This is a genomic window from Deltaproteobacteria bacterium (genome assembly GCA_016219225.1).
In the GTDB taxonomy this organism is placed as follows: domain Bacteria; phylum Desulfobacterota; class RBG-13-43-22; order RBG-13-43-22; family RBG-13-43-22; genus RBG-13-43-22.
Genome location: JACRBX010000226.1, coordinates 1 through 18,132, shown reverse-complemented (window position 1 = coordinate 18,132; position 18,132 = coordinate 1). Strand labels below are relative to the sequence as shown.

Genomic DNA, 18,132 nt, shown 5'->3' with positions numbered 1-18,132 from the left:
TGAAACCACTCCCCCGAAGGAAAATAGAGGACCAGGAGGCAAACAAAGCGGGCAGTCCGTTTTGTTTCCGGAACCCCATCTAATAAAAACAGGAGTTTTTCAATATTTTCCTGATCGGTGGCCCGCTCCCCGGCGAACCGGGCCGAATAGATCCCCGGAGCACCTTGTAAGGCATCCACTGCCAGCCCTGAATCATCGGCCAATACCGGCAGATGGAGGCTTTCCGATATAGTTCTGGCTTTTTTAAGAGCATTTTCCAGAAAAGAAGATCCATCTTCAATAACTTCCGGGAGATCGGGAAAATCGTTTAATGACCTGTAAGTCAGAGCCGGGATGACCAGGGAGGTTTCAATCTCCCTTATTTTCCCCTGATTTTTGGAAGCCAGGACTAAAATCATGCGGTTGGATTAAGGACCTGATGTTGAATGGCGGTCAGCTTCTCGATGCCCTGGGTGGCCAGGGCCGTCATCCTTTCAAAAGCCTCTTTGGAAAAGGGTTGCCCTTCGGCCGTCCCCTGAATCTCAATAAACTTACCGCTGCCGGTCATGACAAAGTTGCAATCCACCTCGGCCTTGGAATCTTCTTCGTAATTCAGATCCAGGCAAATCTGGTCCTCCACCACGCCGACACTGATGGCCGCCACAGAGTCGATAATCGGATTTTTCGGGATGGACACCTGTTTTCGAAGATATTCGACTGCATCGTGCAACGCCACATAGGCCCCGGTAATGGAGGCCGTTCTGGTACCCCCATCGGCCTGGATCACATCACAATCGATCCAGAAGGTCCGCTCTCCAATCACCGTCAGGTCCATCACGGCCCGTAAAGACCGGCCTATCAGGCGTTGAATTTCATGGGTCCGTCCCCCAACCCGGCCCTGGGTGGATTCTCGGGTGGTCCGGGTCTTGGTGGACCGGGGCAGCATAGCGTATTCGGCCGTGACCCATCCCCGGCCGCTGTTTCTTAAAAAAGGGGGGACCTTCTCTTCGAGAGAGGCCGTACAAATAACCCGGGTCTCTCCCAATTGGATCAGGACCGAACCCTCGGCATTTTTTATGTAATTTCTGATGATGCGGACCGGACGCAAGGCATCGGGTTTTCGACCATTAAGACGCATATCTTTTTCTCCTCTGTAGTAAAATGGGATAACTAATCATGCCCGACACTCTCTGTCAAGCATTTTTAAAAATGACTCTTGACATTTTTAAGCTAACCGCTATCTTTAACCTATCATACAAAGGAGAAACAATGTCAGAACCATTTAATCCCCTTTCCTTTTTTGATTTACCGGAAATAAATGCCCTGATCTTTCATCCCCGCCCGGATTTCAGTGATTCCCCTCCGGCCGGAGCCGAGGACCATCTGTTCAAAGTGGCCCCCGATACAGAGGTCGGAGCCCGCTTTTATCTTTCCGATCCCGCCGGACCCCATCTTCTGTTTTTTCATGGCAATGGGGAAATCGCATCCGACTACGATGAGGCCGGAGTCCTTTATAATCAGTTAGGCCTGAGCCTTCTGGCCATGGATTATCGGGGATATGGAAAGAGCCAGGGCATGCCATCCCTGGGCACCTTACTCACCGATGCCTTGGTCTTATTTGATCTTGTTTATGAATGGATTCAAGAAAGAGGGCGCCGCGGACCTTTATTGATCATGGGTCGCTCCCTGGGCAGCGCACCGGCCATTGAGATTGCTTCGAAGCGCCTGGAAAAAATAGCGGGGCTTATTATTGAAAGCGGCTTTGCCCACTCTCTTCCCCTCCTGGAATTAATCGGGATACCGGTTGAAGGCCTTGGGCTTCAGGAAAAAGACGGTTTTCGAAATTTCGAAAAGATTTCCCATATCACCAAACCCACCCTGATCCTTCACGCCCAATTTGACGAATTGATCCCCATGCCAGAAGCCGATGTCTTGTTAAAAAATTCCGGGGCCAGGCGGAAAGAAATGATCATCATCCCAAGGGCCGGTCATAACGACATCCTGATGCGTTGCGGAAGGGAATATTTTAATACGATCGCCCGTTTTGCCAACAGCCTGAAGCCCCGGGGAAAAGATTAACCAAAACTACTTTAAATTCCTTTGTTATTCGTTACTGGTACCTCGTTTTAACAAGCAACCATTAACGACCCGCTGTGGGTCAGCCTCCGGCCGAGAGCGCTTCTGCTCCGAACAAAAAAACCTGCCAATAAAAAAAGGCTGCAAAATAGGGGCGAACCCTATTGCACAGCCCTTTCCATCCATCGGATCATTCCGCTTTTATTACATTGGCGGCCTGGAGTCCTTTTGGACCCTGGGTCACCTCAAATTCTACCTTTTCCCCTTCCTGCAAAGTGCGAAATCCGTCTCCTTTAATTGCTGAAAAATGAACAAACACGTCACTGCCATCATCCTGGGAAATAAAACCGTACCCCTTTCGGTCGCTGAACCATTTGACCTGGCCTTTGGCCATTACAACTCACCCCCTCTCCACCATAACATTTAAGTTGTAACAGCTTCCGGCCGGAAAGAACCAGACAAACAAAAGCATTACTGGTTACTACCATTTTCACGTACCACAAACTTTGTACAACTGATCGGTGATGATAAAACGGTCTTGACTGCAAAGTCAAGGAAAAATAATACAAAAAAACAGGCCATGCAATGGCTGATTCTTTAGATTCTCAGACCCGCAATCTGCAAATTTATTTCTCCCATTTCCACTGTTACGGGTTACCCTTGCATGTTACGCGTTATTAGAGGAAAGCCTGCAATAATTCAGTCCTTTGAAAAATTCGAGCCCTGGTCTAAAAATTCGGACTTTCTTGCACGTCATTCCCGTGAAAACGGGAATCCAGGGTTTTTTCATCTTAGAATAGGTTCTGGATTCCGGCTTTCGCCGGAATGACGGAGTGATTGTCGACGCTTTTTGAAAAAGCTAAACTGATACGAAAGCCTATATTTTCTCAACCCGCAACCCGCAACAGAGAAATTTTTGGTTAGGCTTTGGCCCCTTTATCCATCAGGATGGAATAATATTGTATAAAATACAACAGACCGGACCAGACGGTTAAGAACAAAGCAATCCAGAGTATGAGAACACCCCAAAAGTGGAAATCAATCGAATAATAAGGGTAATGAATCATCAGGGGAATTAAAGCCAGGGCTTGAAAAAAGGTTTTATATTTCCCCCACCAGGAAGAAGAAAGGATGTGTCCCTTAGCGGCCAACATGGCCCGAAGCCAGGTCACTGCAATCTCTCTTCCAATAATCAAAACCCCTATCCAGGCCTCAATCCTATCCATTCCGATAAGCATGATCAGGGAACATCCGATGAGCAGTTTGTCGGCCAAAGGGTCTAAAATCTTTCCAAACTTGGTAATTAAGTTTTTCTTTCGGGCCACAAAACCATCCAACCAATCGGTAACAAAAGCCGAAGTAAAAATGACGGCGGCCAACAGACTGGAATTCGGGTTTTCGGATTGCAGGGGGATCAAGACAAAGGGGATGGAAATTATCCTCAAAAAAGTAAGATAATTGGATATATTCAAAATCGGGGGATTGGAGGGGGTCATCAATAGGCTTTATTTTACCGGGGACTTTATTCTACCGGCTTGAAAGGAGTTGATTTTTGAGACGGTGATAAATCTGCAGGACCTTTTGAACATAACTGCGTGTCTCTAAGTAGGGCGGAATCCCTCGGTAGAGATTCACCTTCTCCGGCCCGGCATTATAAGCCGCCAGGGCCAAAGACACATCCTGGTTAAACAGGTCCAATAAATGCCTCAGGTAGCGCACCCCCCCCTCGATATTGTCTCTGGGGCTGAAAGGGTCGGATACCTGAAGGTCTCTGGCGGTCTGCGGCATGAGTTGCATCAATCCCTGGGCCCCCTTGGGGGAAATGGCCTGGGGATCGAAATTCGATTCCACACGAATGACGGCCTGAATCAATTTTGGGTCGATCCCGTATTGCTGTGAGGCCTCGTCGATATGGTTGTTGATAAAAGGGGCGTTGGCCAAAGTAGGTGTTTTTGAAGAAATATTTTTTCGATTCTCTTTGGCAGGGGGTGGAGGCTGGCCTTTCTGGACCTCCTTATAGTAGAGTTGATATTTGGATTCGGTGGGTACATTGGTAAAATGGACCACCCCGTTTTCATCCTGATACCGGTAGATATCGGCCGCCGCGGGTCGGAGCATCCCGAAGCCCACAGCAATGATGAAGGGCATGAAAAAGGCCAGCAGCGTTTTAATCGTTAACAGATTTCTGGTCACGGCTTATTTCTTATGGGGAATTTTTTTCCAATCATCCAAAAATTTTTGGATCCCGATATCGGTCAGGGGATGCTGGGCCAATTGTAAAAGTACCTTGTACGGAATGGTGGCGATATCCGCCCCCATCAAGGCAGCCGTTAAGACATGAACCGGATGGCGGATGGAGGCCACGATAATCTCCGTTTCAAAGCCGTAATTATTAAAAATAGTCACAATTTGTCCAACCGTTTCCATCCCTTCCTGGGAGATATCGTCTAAGCGGCCCACAAAAGGACTGACATAGCTGGCACCGGCCTTGGCTGCCAACAGGGCCTGAAGAGGAGAAAAAATCAAGGTCACGTTAGTCGGAATCCCTAAGGCCGAAAGTTTCTTGACCGCTTTCAGGCCTTCCGGGGTCATCGGTATTTTAACGCAAATATTATTATGAATTTTCGCCAACGACTGCGCTTCTTTAATCATTTCCGGTGCGGTTTCGGAAACAACCTCGGCACTGATCGGCCCATCAACCATCTGGCAAATCTTTTTGATCAACTCCCGTGGTTTCTCGTTTTCTTTAGACAGCAGGGAGGGATTGGTGGTTACTCCATCCACAAGTCCCAAGGCCACGGCGGCTTGAATTTCTTTCAAATTGGCCGTATCAATAAAAAATTTCATAGGGGATCCTTTCCAATATATTTATCCCGGCACAGGGTACTGCAAAAATAATGCATCTCCCCCTTCGAATCATTAAAGACTACGGCCTGGCGTTTAGGCAGATAGACCTTACAGACCGGGTCCTGGACCATCTCATCCTGTATTTCCTGGGGCGGGTTCTTTTTCGGCAATTGCGGCGAAGATAAAAATCTTCGCAGTAACCGATAAACCAGATACCCGACAAGGAATAGTATAATCCATCTCAGCATAATTGTATATAAAAAATACCGTTCGTCGTTTGTCGTTCGGCGAAACCCAAAAATGAATTCAGCCTTCGTTATTCGATATTTCCCTCTTCCCGACCTACCAGTTTAATAAGACCCTGTCCTTCACCGGCCCATTCATCCCTTAACCGGGCCATGGTCTTTAGTAAAACCGGATGGATATAATCCGGGGCGATTTCCGCCATCGGCTCCAGAACAAACCTTCTTTTTTCCATTAATGGATGGGGAAGGTTCAAATGGGGCTCCCTCAGGATAAGCTGGTCGTAACAGAGCAAATCCAGATCAATAACCCTCGGCCCCCATTTAATAGTCCGTTCCCGGCCCATGGCCTTTTCAATTTCCAACATCCGGCACAGAAGGACCCCCGGAGTTAGCGGGGTCTCCAACAACACAACCCCGTTGACAAACCATTCCGGATCTTCCAGGCCTACCGGCTCGGTTAAATACCAGGAGGAACGCTTAAGGATGGCCTGCCCCGGAAGGGCTTGAAGCAAAGAAATGGCCTCCAAACAATTTTTTTTTTATCCCCCCGGTTGGACCCGAGTCCGATAAAGGCCTGATGACCGGCCATCAAAAACCCGCCCGGTTCAGCCGCTCCACAGCTTCCTGGAGGCGTTCCTCCGGAACGGTCAGGGAAATTCGAAAATAGCCTTCCCCCGGATCTCCAAAGCCGTTTCCCGGCGTGGTTACAATACCGGTCTGTTCCAATAGGTGAACCGTGGTCTGCGTTGAAGTATATGCTTTAGGGCTTTCAATCCAGAGATAAAAAGTGGCCCTGGGCGGATCGACTCTCAGGCCGATCTTTTGCAGCCCGGCCACCATCAAGTCTCTTCGCCTTTGATAGATCCCGTTTATCTCTGAAAGGCAGTCCTGGGGGCCTTCCAGGGCCTCGATACCGGCCCATTGAATGGCCTGGGCCGCACCAGAATCGATATTGCTCTTGATCTGACTTAGCCCGGCGATCAACTGGGGATTGCCTACGGCAAACCCGATGCGCCACCCGGTCATATTATAGGTCTTGGAAAGGGAATGGAATTCAATACCCACATCCTTGGCCCCGGGGATTTCCAAAAAACTCATGGGTTGAAAGCCGTCAAAAGCGATCTCGGAGTAGGCGGCATCATGACAGACGATGATCCGGTTTTCCTGGGCGAACCGGACTACCTCTTCAAAAAAACTTCTGTCGGCCACGGCCGCCGTAGGATTGTTGGGATAATTGATGAATAAGATCTTGGACCGGCCGGCCACCTCCCTGGGAATTTTGGACAAATCCGGCAAAAAGCGGTTTTCTTTTAAAAGGGGTAAAAAGTATGATTGACCACCGGCAAAAAGGGTCCCGATATGATAGACCGGATAACCGGGGCTGGAAACCAGGGCCAGATCCCCTGGGTCCAGAAAGGCCAGAGGAAAATGGGCAATGCCTTCCTTGGAGCCGATTAAGGTAACCACCTCTTTTTCAGGATCCAGGGTGACGCCGAACCGGCGTTGATACCAGGAAGCTACGGACGAACGAAAATCATTCATTCCGGAATAAGATGGATAGCGGTGATTCCTGGGATCCCGGGCGGCCTGGGTCAGCCGGTCCAGAATATGGTCCGGCGTCGGCAGGTCCGGATCACCTACCCCTAAATCGATGATATCCACCCCTTTGGTCTGAACCTCGGCCTTGAGACGGTCAATTTCCATAAACAGATAAGGCGGAAGCTGTTTCAGACGATCTGCCTTTTGAATCCAATCCATAAATGTGCGCTACTTAGTGCGAAATTAAAGTTCGGAGTTAAGAGTTCGGAGTTCGGCGAGAACAATAAAATCCGTAGTTCATGTTCCGGTTTTGCTATGTTTGACTCCGAACTAATCACTCCGAACTAAAAGCTTCTATTATCCCTTCAGCCCCAACACATCATGCATATCATAAAGCCCGTTCTTTTGATGGATGATCCACTGGGCCGCCCTGAGGGCCCCGCGGGCGAAGGTATCTCTATTGTGGGCCCGATGGGTGATCTCGATCCGTTCCCCCATGCCTCCGAAAAGGACCGTATGCTCGCCAATAATATCCCCGGCCCTGAAGGTCTGGATGCCGATTTCTTCCGGCTTCCGTTCCCCGATAATCCCCCGGCGTTCATAGACCGCCACCTGGTCTAAGTCCTGGGACCGGGCCTGGGCCAGGATCTGGGCCAGTTTCAAGGCCGTACCGCTTGGGGCATCTTTCTTCATTTTATGATGGACCTCCAGGATCTCCATATCAAACCCTTCCCCCAGAGCGATAGCCACATCCCGAACCACTTTAAACAGCACATTCACCCCGACGCTCATATTCGGGGCCAGGACACAGGGAACGGTTTGACACAAGACCTTGACTTCTTCCAACTCCTGGCCGGTAAATCCCGTGCTGCCGATAACAATCGGTTTCTGCCGGCCGGCAGCCAGGCGCAGATGCTCCAGGGAAGCGGTATGGAAGGTAAAATCAATAACGACTTCCCCTTTGTCCATGGCTGCTTCCGGATCGGAGGTAATGGTCAGGCCGGTCTTTCCTGCCCCTACCCATTCTCCAAGGTCCTTATCAACCGAGGGATGGCCGGCCTTTTCAAAGGCCCCGCTGACCATCATCTCCTGGCTTTCGGAAATAAGCTGGGCAATCCTTCCCCCCATCCGTCCCCCGGCCCCGGCTATAATCGTTTTGATCATAAAACCTTCCTCTTTATTATAATTGAAAATTCAAAGCTGATGGACTTGTAGAAAGTCGTCATTCCCGCGCAGGCGGGAATCCAGGCTAATCCGAACTTTTTAAAAACACTGGATTCCCGTTTTCACGGGAATGACGGAAAAGACCAAATTTTTACTTTTTACAGGATCATCAAAACTAAAAAGCAAAAGTAGGAGAGTCTCCTTTGAGCTTTGAGCTTCTTTCAACTGTCCAAAGCTTCCTCAAAAACTTCTCCCTCAAAAACCTGACGTACGGCCCCTTCCAGATAAACTTGATCGATGGCTTGTCCGGCCTTGCCTTCCAGATAAACCGTTAAGATCTCTCCCCCCCTGGTCTGGACCCTGACCGGGGAGGTCAGTTTAGTTTTTAAAAAGGCCATGCCGGCGGCCGCAACCGCACCCGTTCCACAGGCCAAGGTTTCCCCTTCCACTCCCCGTTCATAGGTACGCACCGAAAGGAGTCCAGAGGGAGTCAGTTGAACAAAATTCACGTTGGTGCCGGCAGGTTTAAAGTGCTCATGAAAACGAACTTTCGGACCTACCTCTACCGGATCCACTTTTTCGATATCTTCCACCCAGATAAGGGTGTGGGGGACTCCGGTATTTAAAAAATCAAAATGGAGTACCAGGCCGTCAACAAGGATCTGCTGATTAAGTCTCTGGTCTTTGGGACGGGTCAACTGAAGTTTTACCACAGGGCCATCTACCCGGGCCTGGATGGGGCCGGCCAGGGTTTCAAAGGTCATCTCCGGGCCGGTTATCCCCTTGAGAGAAGCAAACCGGGCCGCACATCGCCCCCCATTGCCACACATCTCGGCCTCGCTGCCATCGGCATTAAAAAACCGCCATTTAAAGTCATACCGATCCGAGGGGACGATAAAAATCATCCCGTCGGCCCCGACGGAAACCATCCTCCGGCACAGGCCTTTAGTTAAAGCAGCCATTTGAGAATCAGGAACCTGCCTGGAACGGTTATCGACCAGGATAAAATCATTCCCGGATCCGCTCATCTTGGTGATTTTTAGAATAGGTTTTGAAGGCATTATAATTTCTCTGGCAATCGGCTATGGGCTATGGGGAATAAACCAAAAAAGAAGATTTCCTATAGCCTATAGCCCATCGCCTATTGCCTTTGCTCTCTTATTTATTTTAAAAAATCCGGCATCTTCTCCAAAGCGACCAACTGGGCATAGGATTCTCTTTTCCGGATCACCTCAAAGGTCTTTCCCTGGACCAGAACCTCCGCCGCTCTGGGCCTGGAGTTATAATTGCTGGCCATGCAAAAGCCATAGGCCCCGGCACTCATGACCGCCAAACGCTCCCCTGGTTTCGGGAGGGGCAGGACCCGGTCTTTTCCCAAAAAATCGCCGCTTTCGCAAATCGGGCCCACCACATCGGCCTGGATCTTTAAACGGTTACGGCGAACTACGGGCTGGATCATATGGAAAGAACCATACAGGGAAGGCCGGATCAGATCGTTCATACCGGCGTCAATAATGATAAAGTTTTTTTCTTCACCCTTTTTAATGTACAAAACCTTGGTAACCAGGATTCCGGCATTCCCCACAATCACCCGACCCGGTTCCAGAATCAGGGTATAGGGCATGTCGCCTAATTCTTTGGTGATGGTCCGGGCATATTCCTGCGGATGAGGAGGTTCCTCCTGGTCATAAGTGATTCCCAATCCTCCGCCTAAGTCGATATACCGGATTTCGATTCCCTGTTCTTTCAATTGGGAGGTCAATTTTTTTAATTTCTGAATCGCCTCCAGAAAAGGCTGGGTGGCCAGCAACTGGGAACCGATATGACAATCGACCCCGATCACGTTGATATGAGGCAATGTCCGGGCCAATTGATACTCTTCCAGCGACTGCCGGATATTGATCCCGAATTTGTTCTTTTTTAAACCGGTCGAGATATACGGATGGGTCTTGGGATCGATGTCAGGGTTGACCCGGATAGCGATAGGGGCCTTTTTCTTCAATTGACCGGCGATCTCATTAACGACCTTCAGTTCTTCCGGAGACTCGATATTCAGGAGCAGGATCTTTTCTTTTAAGGCATAACGGATCTCTTCCGGCGACTTCCCAACCCCCGAATAAACGATCTTTTCCGGGGGTATGCCGGCCTTCAAGGCCCGATAAAGTTCTCCTCCGGAAACAATATCGCTTCCGCCGCCCAGCCTCCCGAAAAGCCGTAACAACGCCAGATTGGAATTGGCCTTCTGGGCATAACAGGTCAGATGACGGATCTTTGAAAAGGCCCGATCGAAAACCTTAAAATGGTGCTCCAGGGTTGCCCGACTGTAAATATAACAGGGGGTGCCGACCTGATCGATGATCTCTTGAATAGATACTGCTTCGCCAAAGAGTGTGTTTCGTTTATAGTGAAAGTGATGCATAAATTATTATTCCTGTTATTTTTGATGAGTTCGTAATAAGTCGCTAAAACCCGCATTCCGTCATTCCGGCGAAAGCCGGAATCCAGGTCTTTCTGTCTCAGAATAATTTCTGGATTCCGGCTTTCGCCGGAATGACGGAGAGGTTGCCGATGCTATTTCAAAAGCTAAATTGATCCCCTTTTTTACTTTGAGCTTTGAGCTTTCAGCTTTGTGCTTTGAGCTTTCAGCTTTCAGCTCAACTCATGGATTATAAGTTATTTTTATTTCCCTGGACCTGGGACCTTCCAACAGGGCCGGGGGCATTCCGACAACACTGATGGCGTAATAATAGGTCTTTCCTGCAACTACCTGGGCGTCTTCAAAAATCGTATCCTTCACGGCTTCCGGGGTGATCCTTTTGGCTGTTTTTTCGTTTTCCATCCTTTTATAAACATGATACCCACTGGGAATCATGTTTTCAAGCCCTTCCCAACGGATTTGAATGCCCCTCGGCCCCCCTATGGCCACCAATTCCTGAACAGCCGAGGGCGGTCCTGTCCGGGTAAAAACCGTACTCTTTTCTTCGGAGATTTCACTTTCCAGAAGACTCTCCTGGATCCTGCGCAAAGCCTTTACCCGATAGGCATACCTGACCCCTTCCTGAAGTCCCGAATCAACATAAACCGGTTTCTCCAGCGGTTTATCATTAACCTGCATCCAGGGTCCTTTTCCTGTTTGTCGATAAAGAAAATAACCGGCCAAGCCCTCGGGAGAGGTTCCATCCGTTAACGACCGGGGCGGGGCCCAGGAGATTTCCAACCCTTGCGAATCGGACTTGATTTGAACGGCAGAAGGCGGCTCGAGGGGGAAATCCCAGGCAATCCTCAATATTTTTGAGGGTTGACTTTCCCGTTCCCTTTTCGTTACGGCGGTCACCTGGAAAGAATAGGTATGTCCGGGTTTGAGCTGGTCTTTGGTCAGTTCCACCTGGTCGGCCTCGATCTTCAGGCCTACGGCACTCGGTCCTTTCAAATCAATTCGACGGGTTTCCTGAAACCGATCCGGACAGGTCACACAAAAATCCTTGGTCGCCCATTCCCCCTTCTGAAGAATAAAACCTTTTAGATCGGTCAGGGGACTTTCATCGGTGTTTTGACTGGGGATGGTCCAGGACAAAACCAGATTTTTCCCTTTGATCTGGTAACCGAGAGGATCGACGGCTTTCGGTAAGACCTTGACCGGGATGACCGGATTGGCTTTTTTCCCGCAAGATACCAGGCTGAGAATTAATAAGACCCAAACCACTTTTACCGCCAATTTTTTCCGGCATCCGTCTAACAGGAACATATTCTCTTCTCCATCTCTCGCAAGGCCTTTTGGACTTGTTTGGGGGCCGTTCCTCCCTGTGAATCCCGATGGTCCATAGCCGAACGAAGCTCCAGCACGGTTCTTACATCCTTTTCAAAAACCGGATGAAAACCTTTCAATACCGACCAGGGGATATCCTTTAACTCCAGGCCCTTTTTCAGGGCATGGGCCACGATGGTCCCAACCGTATGGTGGGCGCTCCGAAAATCCAGTCCTTTTTTGACCAGATAATCGGCCAGGTCCGTGGCCAGCAGGTATCCTGTTTCGGTGGCTTTTTCCATGGAATCGGCTTTGAAGGTCAGTTTCGGCCAGAGACGACTCAACAAACGGGTGCAGTTCATCAGGGTGTCTACCGTATCAAAAACAGGTTCTTTATCCTCCTGCAAATCCCGGTTATAGGTCATGGGCAGGGACTTCATAACGGTCAGCATGCCCATCAGGTGTCCATAGACCCGGCCGGTTTTCCCCCGGATCAATTCCGGGACATCGGGATTTTTTTTCTGAGGCATGATGCTGCTGCCCGTACAAAAGGCATCACTGATCTCGATAAAATTAAATTCCGAACCGGACCAAAGGATTAATTCCTCGGACATCCTGGAATAATGCATCATCAGGATAGCCCCGGCCGAAAGAAATTCGATCACAAAATCCCGGTCACTGACCGCATCCATACTATTGGCCGAGACCTGACTAAAGCCCAATTCCCGGGCCACCAGATTACGCTCAATTGGAAAGGAAGTGCCGGCCAGGGCCGCACTGCCTAAAGGCAGCACATTGACCCGGGTCAAAACTTCGCTCAGACGCTGCTGATCCCGGAAAAACATCTCCAGATAAGCCAGTAAATGATGGCCGAGGAGCACCGGTTGAGCCCGCTGCAGGTGGGTATAGCCGGGAAGGATCAGATGCCCTTGATCCTTGGCCTTCTGGAGCAAGGCCTTTTGCAGGGCTTGCAGTTCCTTTTTCAGATCCTGGATCTTTTCCCGGAGATAGAGCCGCACATCCAGGGCCACCTGATCATTACGGCTCCGGGCGGTATGAATCTTGCCGCCGATGGATCCGATCTTCCCGATCAACCGCTTTTCCACGAACATGTGCACATCTTCATCTTCGATCGGAAAGATCAGTTGCCCCTGGTCCCATTCCTTTCGGATTTCCTTTAAGCCTTGGCTGATTTTCCGGGCTTCATTCTTGGGAATGATCCCCTGATCGGCCAACATTTTCAAATGAGCCAAACTTCCGGCCAGATCATAGGGCAAAAGCCGCTGGTCATAGGGCAGGGACGCCGTAAAGGCCTCTACCAGGGGATCAACCGGCTCTGAAAACCGGCCGGCCCAGAGTTTTTCGGTGTCTTTCTTTTTAACTACCGAGGACTTCATATACCCCTTAATCATTAGGAAAAAATTATTTCTTGCTTAGCTTATATCTTTTGAGCTTTCAGCTTAATTCTTTTTCGCCACCAGATTTTGAATCTTTAACCTTAATCCGTTCAAACGGATGAATCCCTCGGCGTCTTTTTGACGATAAACCTGATCTTCTTCAAAGGTGGCGAAATCCATCCGATAAAGGGAATGATCCGATTTCCTCCCCGCCACCATGACATTCCCTTTGTAGAGCTTCAATCGGACGATCCCTGAAACCGGCATTTGGGTCTCGTCGATTAATTTTTGAAGGAGTTCCCTTTCCGGTGAAAACCAGTATCCGTAATAAATCAGTTCCGAATAACGGGGGATCAGGGAATCCCGGATGTGCATTACCTCCCGATCCAGGGTCAAAGTCTCAAGGGCCTGATGGGCCGTGCGGATCAAGGTTCCGCCAGGGGTTTCATAGACCCCACGGGATTTCATGCCCACATAGCGGTTCTCCACCAGGTCCATTCGGCCGATCCCGTGTTTTCCGCCCAGGCGATTAAGATGGGATAACAATTCAGCGGCCTTCATCGATTGGCCGTTGACGGCCACCGGATCCCCTTTTTCAAAATGGATCTCGATATATTCAGGGGAATCAGGGGCCTTCTCCGGTGACTGGGTCATTTGAAACATATCTTCCGGAGGTTCCATCCAGGGGTCTTCGAGGATCCCGCCTTCATAGCTGATATGTAAGAGATTGGCGTCCGAGCTATAAGGCCTTTGAGGCGTTATAGGAATCGGAATCCCATGCTTTTCCGCATAACTGATCAGGGCCGAACGGGAAGTCAAATCCCAGTCCCGCCAGGGGGCGATGATTTTCAGACCGGGACTCAAAGCCATATAAGTCAACTCAAACCGTACCTGGTCATTCCCTTTCCCGGTTGCCCCATGGCTGACCGCCTGGGCCCCCTCGGCTTCGGCTACCATCACCTGGTGTCTGGCGATGATCGGTCGGGCCAGCGAGGTCCCCAAGAGATAAAACTGTTCATAAGCAGCATTGGCCCGAAAGGCCGGGAAGACATACTGGCTGACAAATTCCTCCTTCAAATCCTTGACAACGAACTTGACGGCCCCGGTTTGCAAGGCCTTTTTTTCGACTGTCGGCCATTCCTCTTCCTGCCCCAGATCGGCCGAAAAGGCGATCACCTCAGACTCATAGGTTTCCTGAAGCCATTTTAATATGACCGAAGTATCAAGACCGCCTGAATAGGCTAAAACGATCTTCATTAATCCATTCTCCTTAGTACGAAATAAAGTTTCAAGTATGAAAAACCTTGGACCTTGAATCTATTTTCATGCTTTGTCGTTGACCCAATGGGCATGACTGCTTAATATGAAAATAACTCTGGAGTTACCTTCCAGGATTGTTTCTTCTCCGTCATGCCGGACTTGATCCGGCATCCAGGAGGTTACGGGCTTTCTTCCTCCTGGATTCCGGCTTTCGCCGGAATGACGAGCTAACTCCACGTCTTAGGAAATTTTTCATGCTTCGTGGTGCCCTCAGAGGCATGAGTGCTTAGTTCGAAAATAGAAAGATTCAGGCTATAGACTATAGGGGAATAAAAACCAAAAAATCGTTTTATCTTGCCCATCGCCTATTGCCCATAGCCTATAGCCTAAAAAATATTTTCCTGCTTCATGCCGCCCCGAAGTCTTCTCGCCCTTCAATGATAAACTCCAACAAGGCCTTATGCACATGGAGTTTGTTCTCTGCCTGGTCAAAGACCACGGAATTGGGACCTTCCAAAACCTCATCGGTGATCTCCTCCCCCCGGTGGGCCGGCAGACAATGCATGACCAGACATTCAGGGTCGGCCAGCGATAAAAGCTTTTCACCTAATTGAAAGGGCTGAAAAAATTTTATCCTTTCCGCCGCTTGATCCTCCTGACCCATACTGGCCCAGACATCGGTATTGATTACCAAAGCCTCCCGAACGGCCTCGACCGGATCACGGGTCAGGACAATCCTTTTCCCGGCCTCTCTCCCGGCCCTGTTGAAAATTTCTGCATTCGGTGCAAAGCCCTCCGGACAAGCCAGCACCAGGTTAAACGGGAACAGAGCGGCCGCCTCAATCCAGGAATGGGCCACATTGTTTCCATCCCCCAGCCAGGCGATTTTTATCCCTTCCAAAGAATCTTTTCGTTCCCATATCGTAAAAAGGTCGCTTAAAATCTGGGCCGGATGAAAAAGATCACTCAGGGCATTAATGACCGGAATCGTGCTGTATTGCGCAAGTTCTTCCAGGGTCTGTTGGGCAAAGGTGCGAACCACCAGGCCATTCAAGTAGCGGGATAAAACCCGGGCCGTATCTTTCAAAGGTTCATGGCGAGCCATCTGAGTATCCCGGCTGCTGATAAAGACCGGATAACCGCCGGTTTGGACTACAGCAACTTCAAAAGAGAGCCGGGTCCGGGTGGATGGTTTTTCAAAAAGGAGGCCGATATTCTTTCCCTCTAAGGGCAAATCCTGGACCCGTCCTTCCTTATATTCCCTGGCCCTTTTCCAAATGCCCTCAATTTCTACGGCCGTCAGATCGCTCAGTTTTAAAAAGTCTCTTTTCATCGGGCAACCATTTTTTTATAGATTATTACAATTGGATAGCACTACAGCGCCACTTTTTTCGTCATTCCCGAACGTCTTTATCGGGAATCCAGGATGCCTTAGTAAAAAAATTCGCTGTAATACTAATTTTTTCGCAATAATTCCCTCAAAACCTTTATCAAGGCATCGATTTCTTCTTTTTCAACAATCAACGGCGGCGTAAAACGCAAGACCGTATCCTGGGTACAGTTGATTAAAAATCCCTGGTCGAGACAGGCTTCAACCAGGGGCTTTCCCGGACGGTCCAGGGCCAGGCCCAGGAGAAGTCCCATACCCCGGACTTCGATCACCTGAGGGAATTCATCCTTTAATATTTTCAAGCCCTCCCTGAAATAGGCACCGGTTTGTCTAACCCGGGCCAGGAACCCTTCTTCGGAAATGATCTTAAGGACCGTGCAGGCTACGGCGGTTACCAGGGGATTCCCCCCGAAAGTGGCCGCATGGGTTCCAGGCTGGAAGGCCTGGGCTACCTCTCCTGTGGTCAGCAGGGCTCCGATGGGTAGACCATTTCCCAGGGCCTTGGCCAGGGTCATGATATCCGGTTGGCAATCAAACTGTTCATGGGCAAATAAAGTTCCGGTACGTCCCAGGCCGGTCTGGACCTCATCCAGGATCAGCAGGGCCTGCCGTTCCCGACAGCGTTTTTTAACTTCTTTGAGATAATCCTGATCCGGTACTCGAATGCCCCCCTCACCTTGAACCGGTTCCATAAAAACAGCACAGACCGAATCATCCCATTTCTGATCCAAAGCCGGAAGATCGTTAAAAGGGACAAAGGAAAAACCGGGGACCAATGGCCCGAAGCCCTTCTGAAATTTTTCCTGGCCGGTGGCCGAGAGAGAACCGAGGGTCCGGCCATGAAAACTGTTTTGCATGCACAGGATGGTCGTTTTCCGGGGTCCGAATTTTTCTATGGAAAACCGACGGGCCAGCTTGATGGCCCCTTCGTTGGCCTCGGTCCCGCTGTTGCAGAAAAAAACCTGGTCGGCAAAGGAGTGGGTCACGAGTTGTTCGGCCAGGGCAATCTGGGGTTCTATATGATACAGGTTAGAGGTATGCAGGATCTTTTCCGCCTGTTCCTTCAGACTTTCCACAACCCTGGGGTGGCTGTGGCCTAATGCCGTAACGGCGATACCGGCCAGAAAATCCAGATAAACCCGGCCATCCTGGTCCCAAACCCGGCATCCCTGCCCTTTTTGAAAAGCCACCGGGGTCCGGGCATAGGTGTGCATAAGAACCGTGCTGGCCCGTTCCACAATCTGATCAATATTTTTTTTGGATTCCATTGTTTTCATCTTTCGCTTTGAGCTTTGAGCCTTGAGCTTTGAGCTTTGAGCTATCTCAGTCATTGACGATCTCCGTCCCTACCCCGCTGTCGGTAAAAAGTTCCAGAATGACCGCATTCTCTACCCTTCCATCTATGATATGGGTCTTTTCAACCCCTTGAGCCAGGGCCTCCAGACAACAATTTACCTTAGGAATCATCCCGCCGCTAATCGTCCCATCCTCGATCAGGCCGGGGATTTCGCTGCGCTTCATCGTGGAGATCAATCGCCCGCTTTTGTCTTTAACCCCTTCCACATCGGTCAAAAGGATCAGTTTTTGGGCTTTGAGTGCCGAGGCCACCTTGCCGGCCACCAGGTCGGCGTTGATATTATAGGTTCGGCCCATCTTTCCGACTCCGATGGGGGCAATCACCGGGATAAAATGATGATGTTCCAGCGTGGTAATAATCTCGGTATTGACCTCCACCACTTCCCCTACCATGCCGATGTCAATCAACTCCGGCGGGTCCTCAGTACCCCGGCTTTTAAAGAGTTTCATTTTTTGGGCCACGAGGAGTTGGCCGTCCTTGCCGCTCAGGCCGATGGCCTTGCCCCCTTGCTGATTGATCAGGTGAACGATCTCTTTATTGACCTTGCCGCCCAGGACCATTTCGACCACATCCATGGTCTGGCTGTCGGTAACCCGCACTCCTTGCACGAACTGGGAAGAGATGTGCATCTGGTCCAGGACCTTTTTAATCTGGGGGCCCCCACCGTGGACTATCACCGGGTTGAGACCGATGTATTTCATCAGAACCATGCTTTTGGCAAAACCGGTCTTCAGATTTTCATCCACCATGGCATGGCCGCCGTATTTGATCACCATGGTCTGATGATAAAACCGCCGGATATACGGTAAAGCCTCCATCAGGATCGAGGCCTTCTCCAGGTAAATGCTATTATTTTTATCTATCGACATAAGCACCTTCAAAAAAGTCCACTGTGCAGGGTTGATGATCCTGCAAAAAGTCCGGAAGAACCCATTTCCGTCATTCCCGTGGAAACGGGAATCCAGTGTTTTTCAATAGTTACTAATGGCCTGGATTCCCGCCTGCGCGGGAATGACGATTTTTTACGAATTCATCAAGGTGCAGGGTTTTCCCGCTTGAAACTTGCATCTTGCAACTTTATTTTCGAACTTTACCCGCTTGCCTCTCGCTTGTATTTTTTTAATTCCGAAATC

The 18,132-nt window shown here is 49.8% G+C and carries 18 protein-coding genes and 1 pseudogene; 1 reads left to right on the top strand and 18 read right to left on the bottom strand.

All coding sequences use genetic code 11. The features are described 5' to 3' along the window. Together HY879_19010 and rph are read right to left on the bottom strand one after the other, a co-directional pair. Positions 1–398 (bottom strand): non-canonical purine NTP pyrophosphatase (locus HY879_19010; protein ID MBI5605428.1); only part of this gene is annotated, 398 nt, incomplete at its 3' end. After that, entirely contained in the window at positions 395–1,117 is a 723-nt protein-coding gene (gene rph / locus HY879_19005) for a ribonuclease PH (protein ID MBI5605427.1), read from the bottom strand. The genes HY879_19010 and rph, both read right to left, overlap by 4 nt. A gap of 131 nt (positions 1,118–1,248) precedes the next feature. Between rph and HY879_19000 the strand changes: the two genes are divergently transcribed. Then, positions 1,249–2,058: an alpha/beta hydrolase gene (locus tag HY879_19000; GenBank protein MBI5605426.1), complete on the top strand. Its 810-nt coding sequence runs from the start codon at positions 1,249–1,251 to the stop codon at positions 2,056–2,058. Between the two features lie 187 nt (positions 2,059–2,245). Here the strand turns inward: HY879_19000 and HY879_18995 are convergent, their stop codons facing one another. The 16 genes and pseudogenes from HY879_18995 to argB form a co-directional block, all read right to left on the bottom strand. Further along, positions 2,246–2,449, bottom strand: a complete 204-nt coding sequence (locus HY879_18995; protein MBI5605425.1) for a cold-shock protein — start codon at positions 2,447–2,449, stop codon at positions 2,246–2,248. Positions 2,450–2,975: 526 nt separating this feature from the next. Next, positions 2,976–3,527, bottom strand: a complete 552-nt coding sequence (gene pgsA / locus HY879_18990; protein ID MBI5605424.1) for a CDP-diacylglycerol--glycerol-3-phosphate 3-phosphatidyltransferase — start codon at positions 3,525–3,527, stop codon at positions 2,976–2,978. A 55-nt stretch (positions 3,528–3,582) separates the two neighbouring features. Beyond that, on the bottom strand, positions 3,583–4,203 hold the full coding sequence (locus HY879_18985) for a lytic transglycosylase domain-containing protein (protein MBI5605423.1): 621 nt from the start codon (positions 4,201–4,203) through the stop codon (positions 3,583–3,585). 48 nt (positions 4,204–4,251) lie between these two features. Continuing rightward, on the bottom strand, positions 4,252–4,902 hold the full coding sequence (fsa, locus tag HY879_18980; protein ID MBI5605422.1) for a fructose-6-phosphate aldolase: 651 nt from the start codon (positions 4,900–4,902) through the stop codon (positions 4,252–4,254). Next, positions 4,899–5,033 carry a YHS domain-containing protein gene (locus HY879_18975; GenBank protein MBI5605421.1) on the bottom strand — a complete coding sequence of 45 codons (135 nt, stop codon included), beginning with the start codon at positions 5,031–5,033 and terminating at the stop codon, positions 4,899–4,901. Before HY879_18975 ends, fsa begins: the two co-directional genes overlap by 4 nt. A 185-nt stretch (positions 5,034–5,218) precedes the next feature. Next, positions 5,219–5,736: pseudogene (gene folK / locus HY879_18970) on the bottom strand (2-amino-4-hydroxy-6-hydroxymethyldihydropteridine diphosphokinase). Continuing rightward, a complete protein-coding gene (locus tag HY879_18965) occupies positions 5,736–6,905 on the bottom strand; it encodes an LL-diaminopimelate aminotransferase (GenBank protein MBI5605420.1) in 1,170 nt (389 codons plus the stop codon). Before HY879_18965 ends, folK begins: the two are co-directional and overlap by 1 nt. A gap of 138 nt (positions 6,906–7,043) precedes the next feature. Next, positions 7,044–7,850, bottom strand: a complete 807-nt coding sequence (locus tag HY879_18960; protein MBI5605419.1) for a 4-hydroxy-tetrahydrodipicolinate reductase — start codon at positions 7,848–7,850, stop codon at positions 7,044–7,046. Between the two features lie 221 nt (positions 7,851–8,071). Then, positions 8,072–8,911 (bottom strand): diaminopimelate epimerase, encoded by an 840-nt coding sequence (locus HY879_18955; protein ID MBI5605418.1) that lies wholly within the window; start codon positions 8,909–8,911, stop codon positions 8,072–8,074. A gap of 101 nt (positions 8,912–9,012) precedes the next feature. Then, positions 9,013–10,269 (bottom strand): diaminopimelate decarboxylase, encoded by a 1,257-nt coding sequence (gene lysA / locus HY879_18950; protein MBI5605417.1) that lies wholly within the window; start codon positions 10,267–10,269, stop codon positions 9,013–9,015. Between the two features lie 240 nt (positions 10,270–10,509). Further along, a complete protein-coding gene (locus HY879_18945; protein MBI5605416.1) occupies positions 10,510–11,595 on the bottom strand; it encodes a fibronectin type III domain-containing protein in 1,086 nt (361 codons plus the stop codon). Next, positions 11,583–12,992, bottom strand: a complete 1,410-nt coding sequence (argH, locus tag HY879_18940; GenBank protein ID MBI5605415.1) for an argininosuccinate lyase — start codon at positions 12,990–12,992, stop codon at positions 11,583–11,585. The genes HY879_18945 and argH overlap by 13 nt, the downstream gene beginning before the upstream one ends. A gap of 63 nt (positions 12,993–13,055) precedes the next feature. Then, positions 13,056–14,249 (bottom strand): argininosuccinate synthase, encoded by a 1,194-nt coding sequence (locus HY879_18935; GenBank protein MBI5605414.1) that lies wholly within the window; start codon positions 14,247–14,249, stop codon positions 13,056–13,058. A 409-nt stretch (positions 14,250–14,658) separates the two neighbouring features. Next, the gene (gene argF, locus HY879_18930) at positions 14,659–15,585 is read right to left on the bottom strand and encodes an ornithine carbamoyltransferase (GenBank protein MBI5605413.1); all 927 of its coding nucleotides are present in this window, start codon (positions 15,583–15,585) and stop codon (positions 14,659–14,661) included. A 122-nt stretch (positions 15,586–15,707) separates the two neighbouring features. Next, a complete protein-coding gene (locus HY879_18925) occupies positions 15,708–16,919 on the bottom strand; it encodes an acetylornithine transaminase (GenBank protein ID MBI5605412.1) in 1,212 nt (403 codons plus the stop codon). 46 nt (positions 16,920–16,965) lie between these two features. Next, positions 16,966–17,868, bottom strand: coding sequence for an acetylglutamate kinase (argB, locus tag HY879_18920; GenBank protein ID MBI5605411.1), 903 nt, complete (start codon positions 17,866–17,868; stop codon positions 16,966–16,968). Between the last annotated feature and the right edge of the window lie 264 nt (positions 17,869–18,132).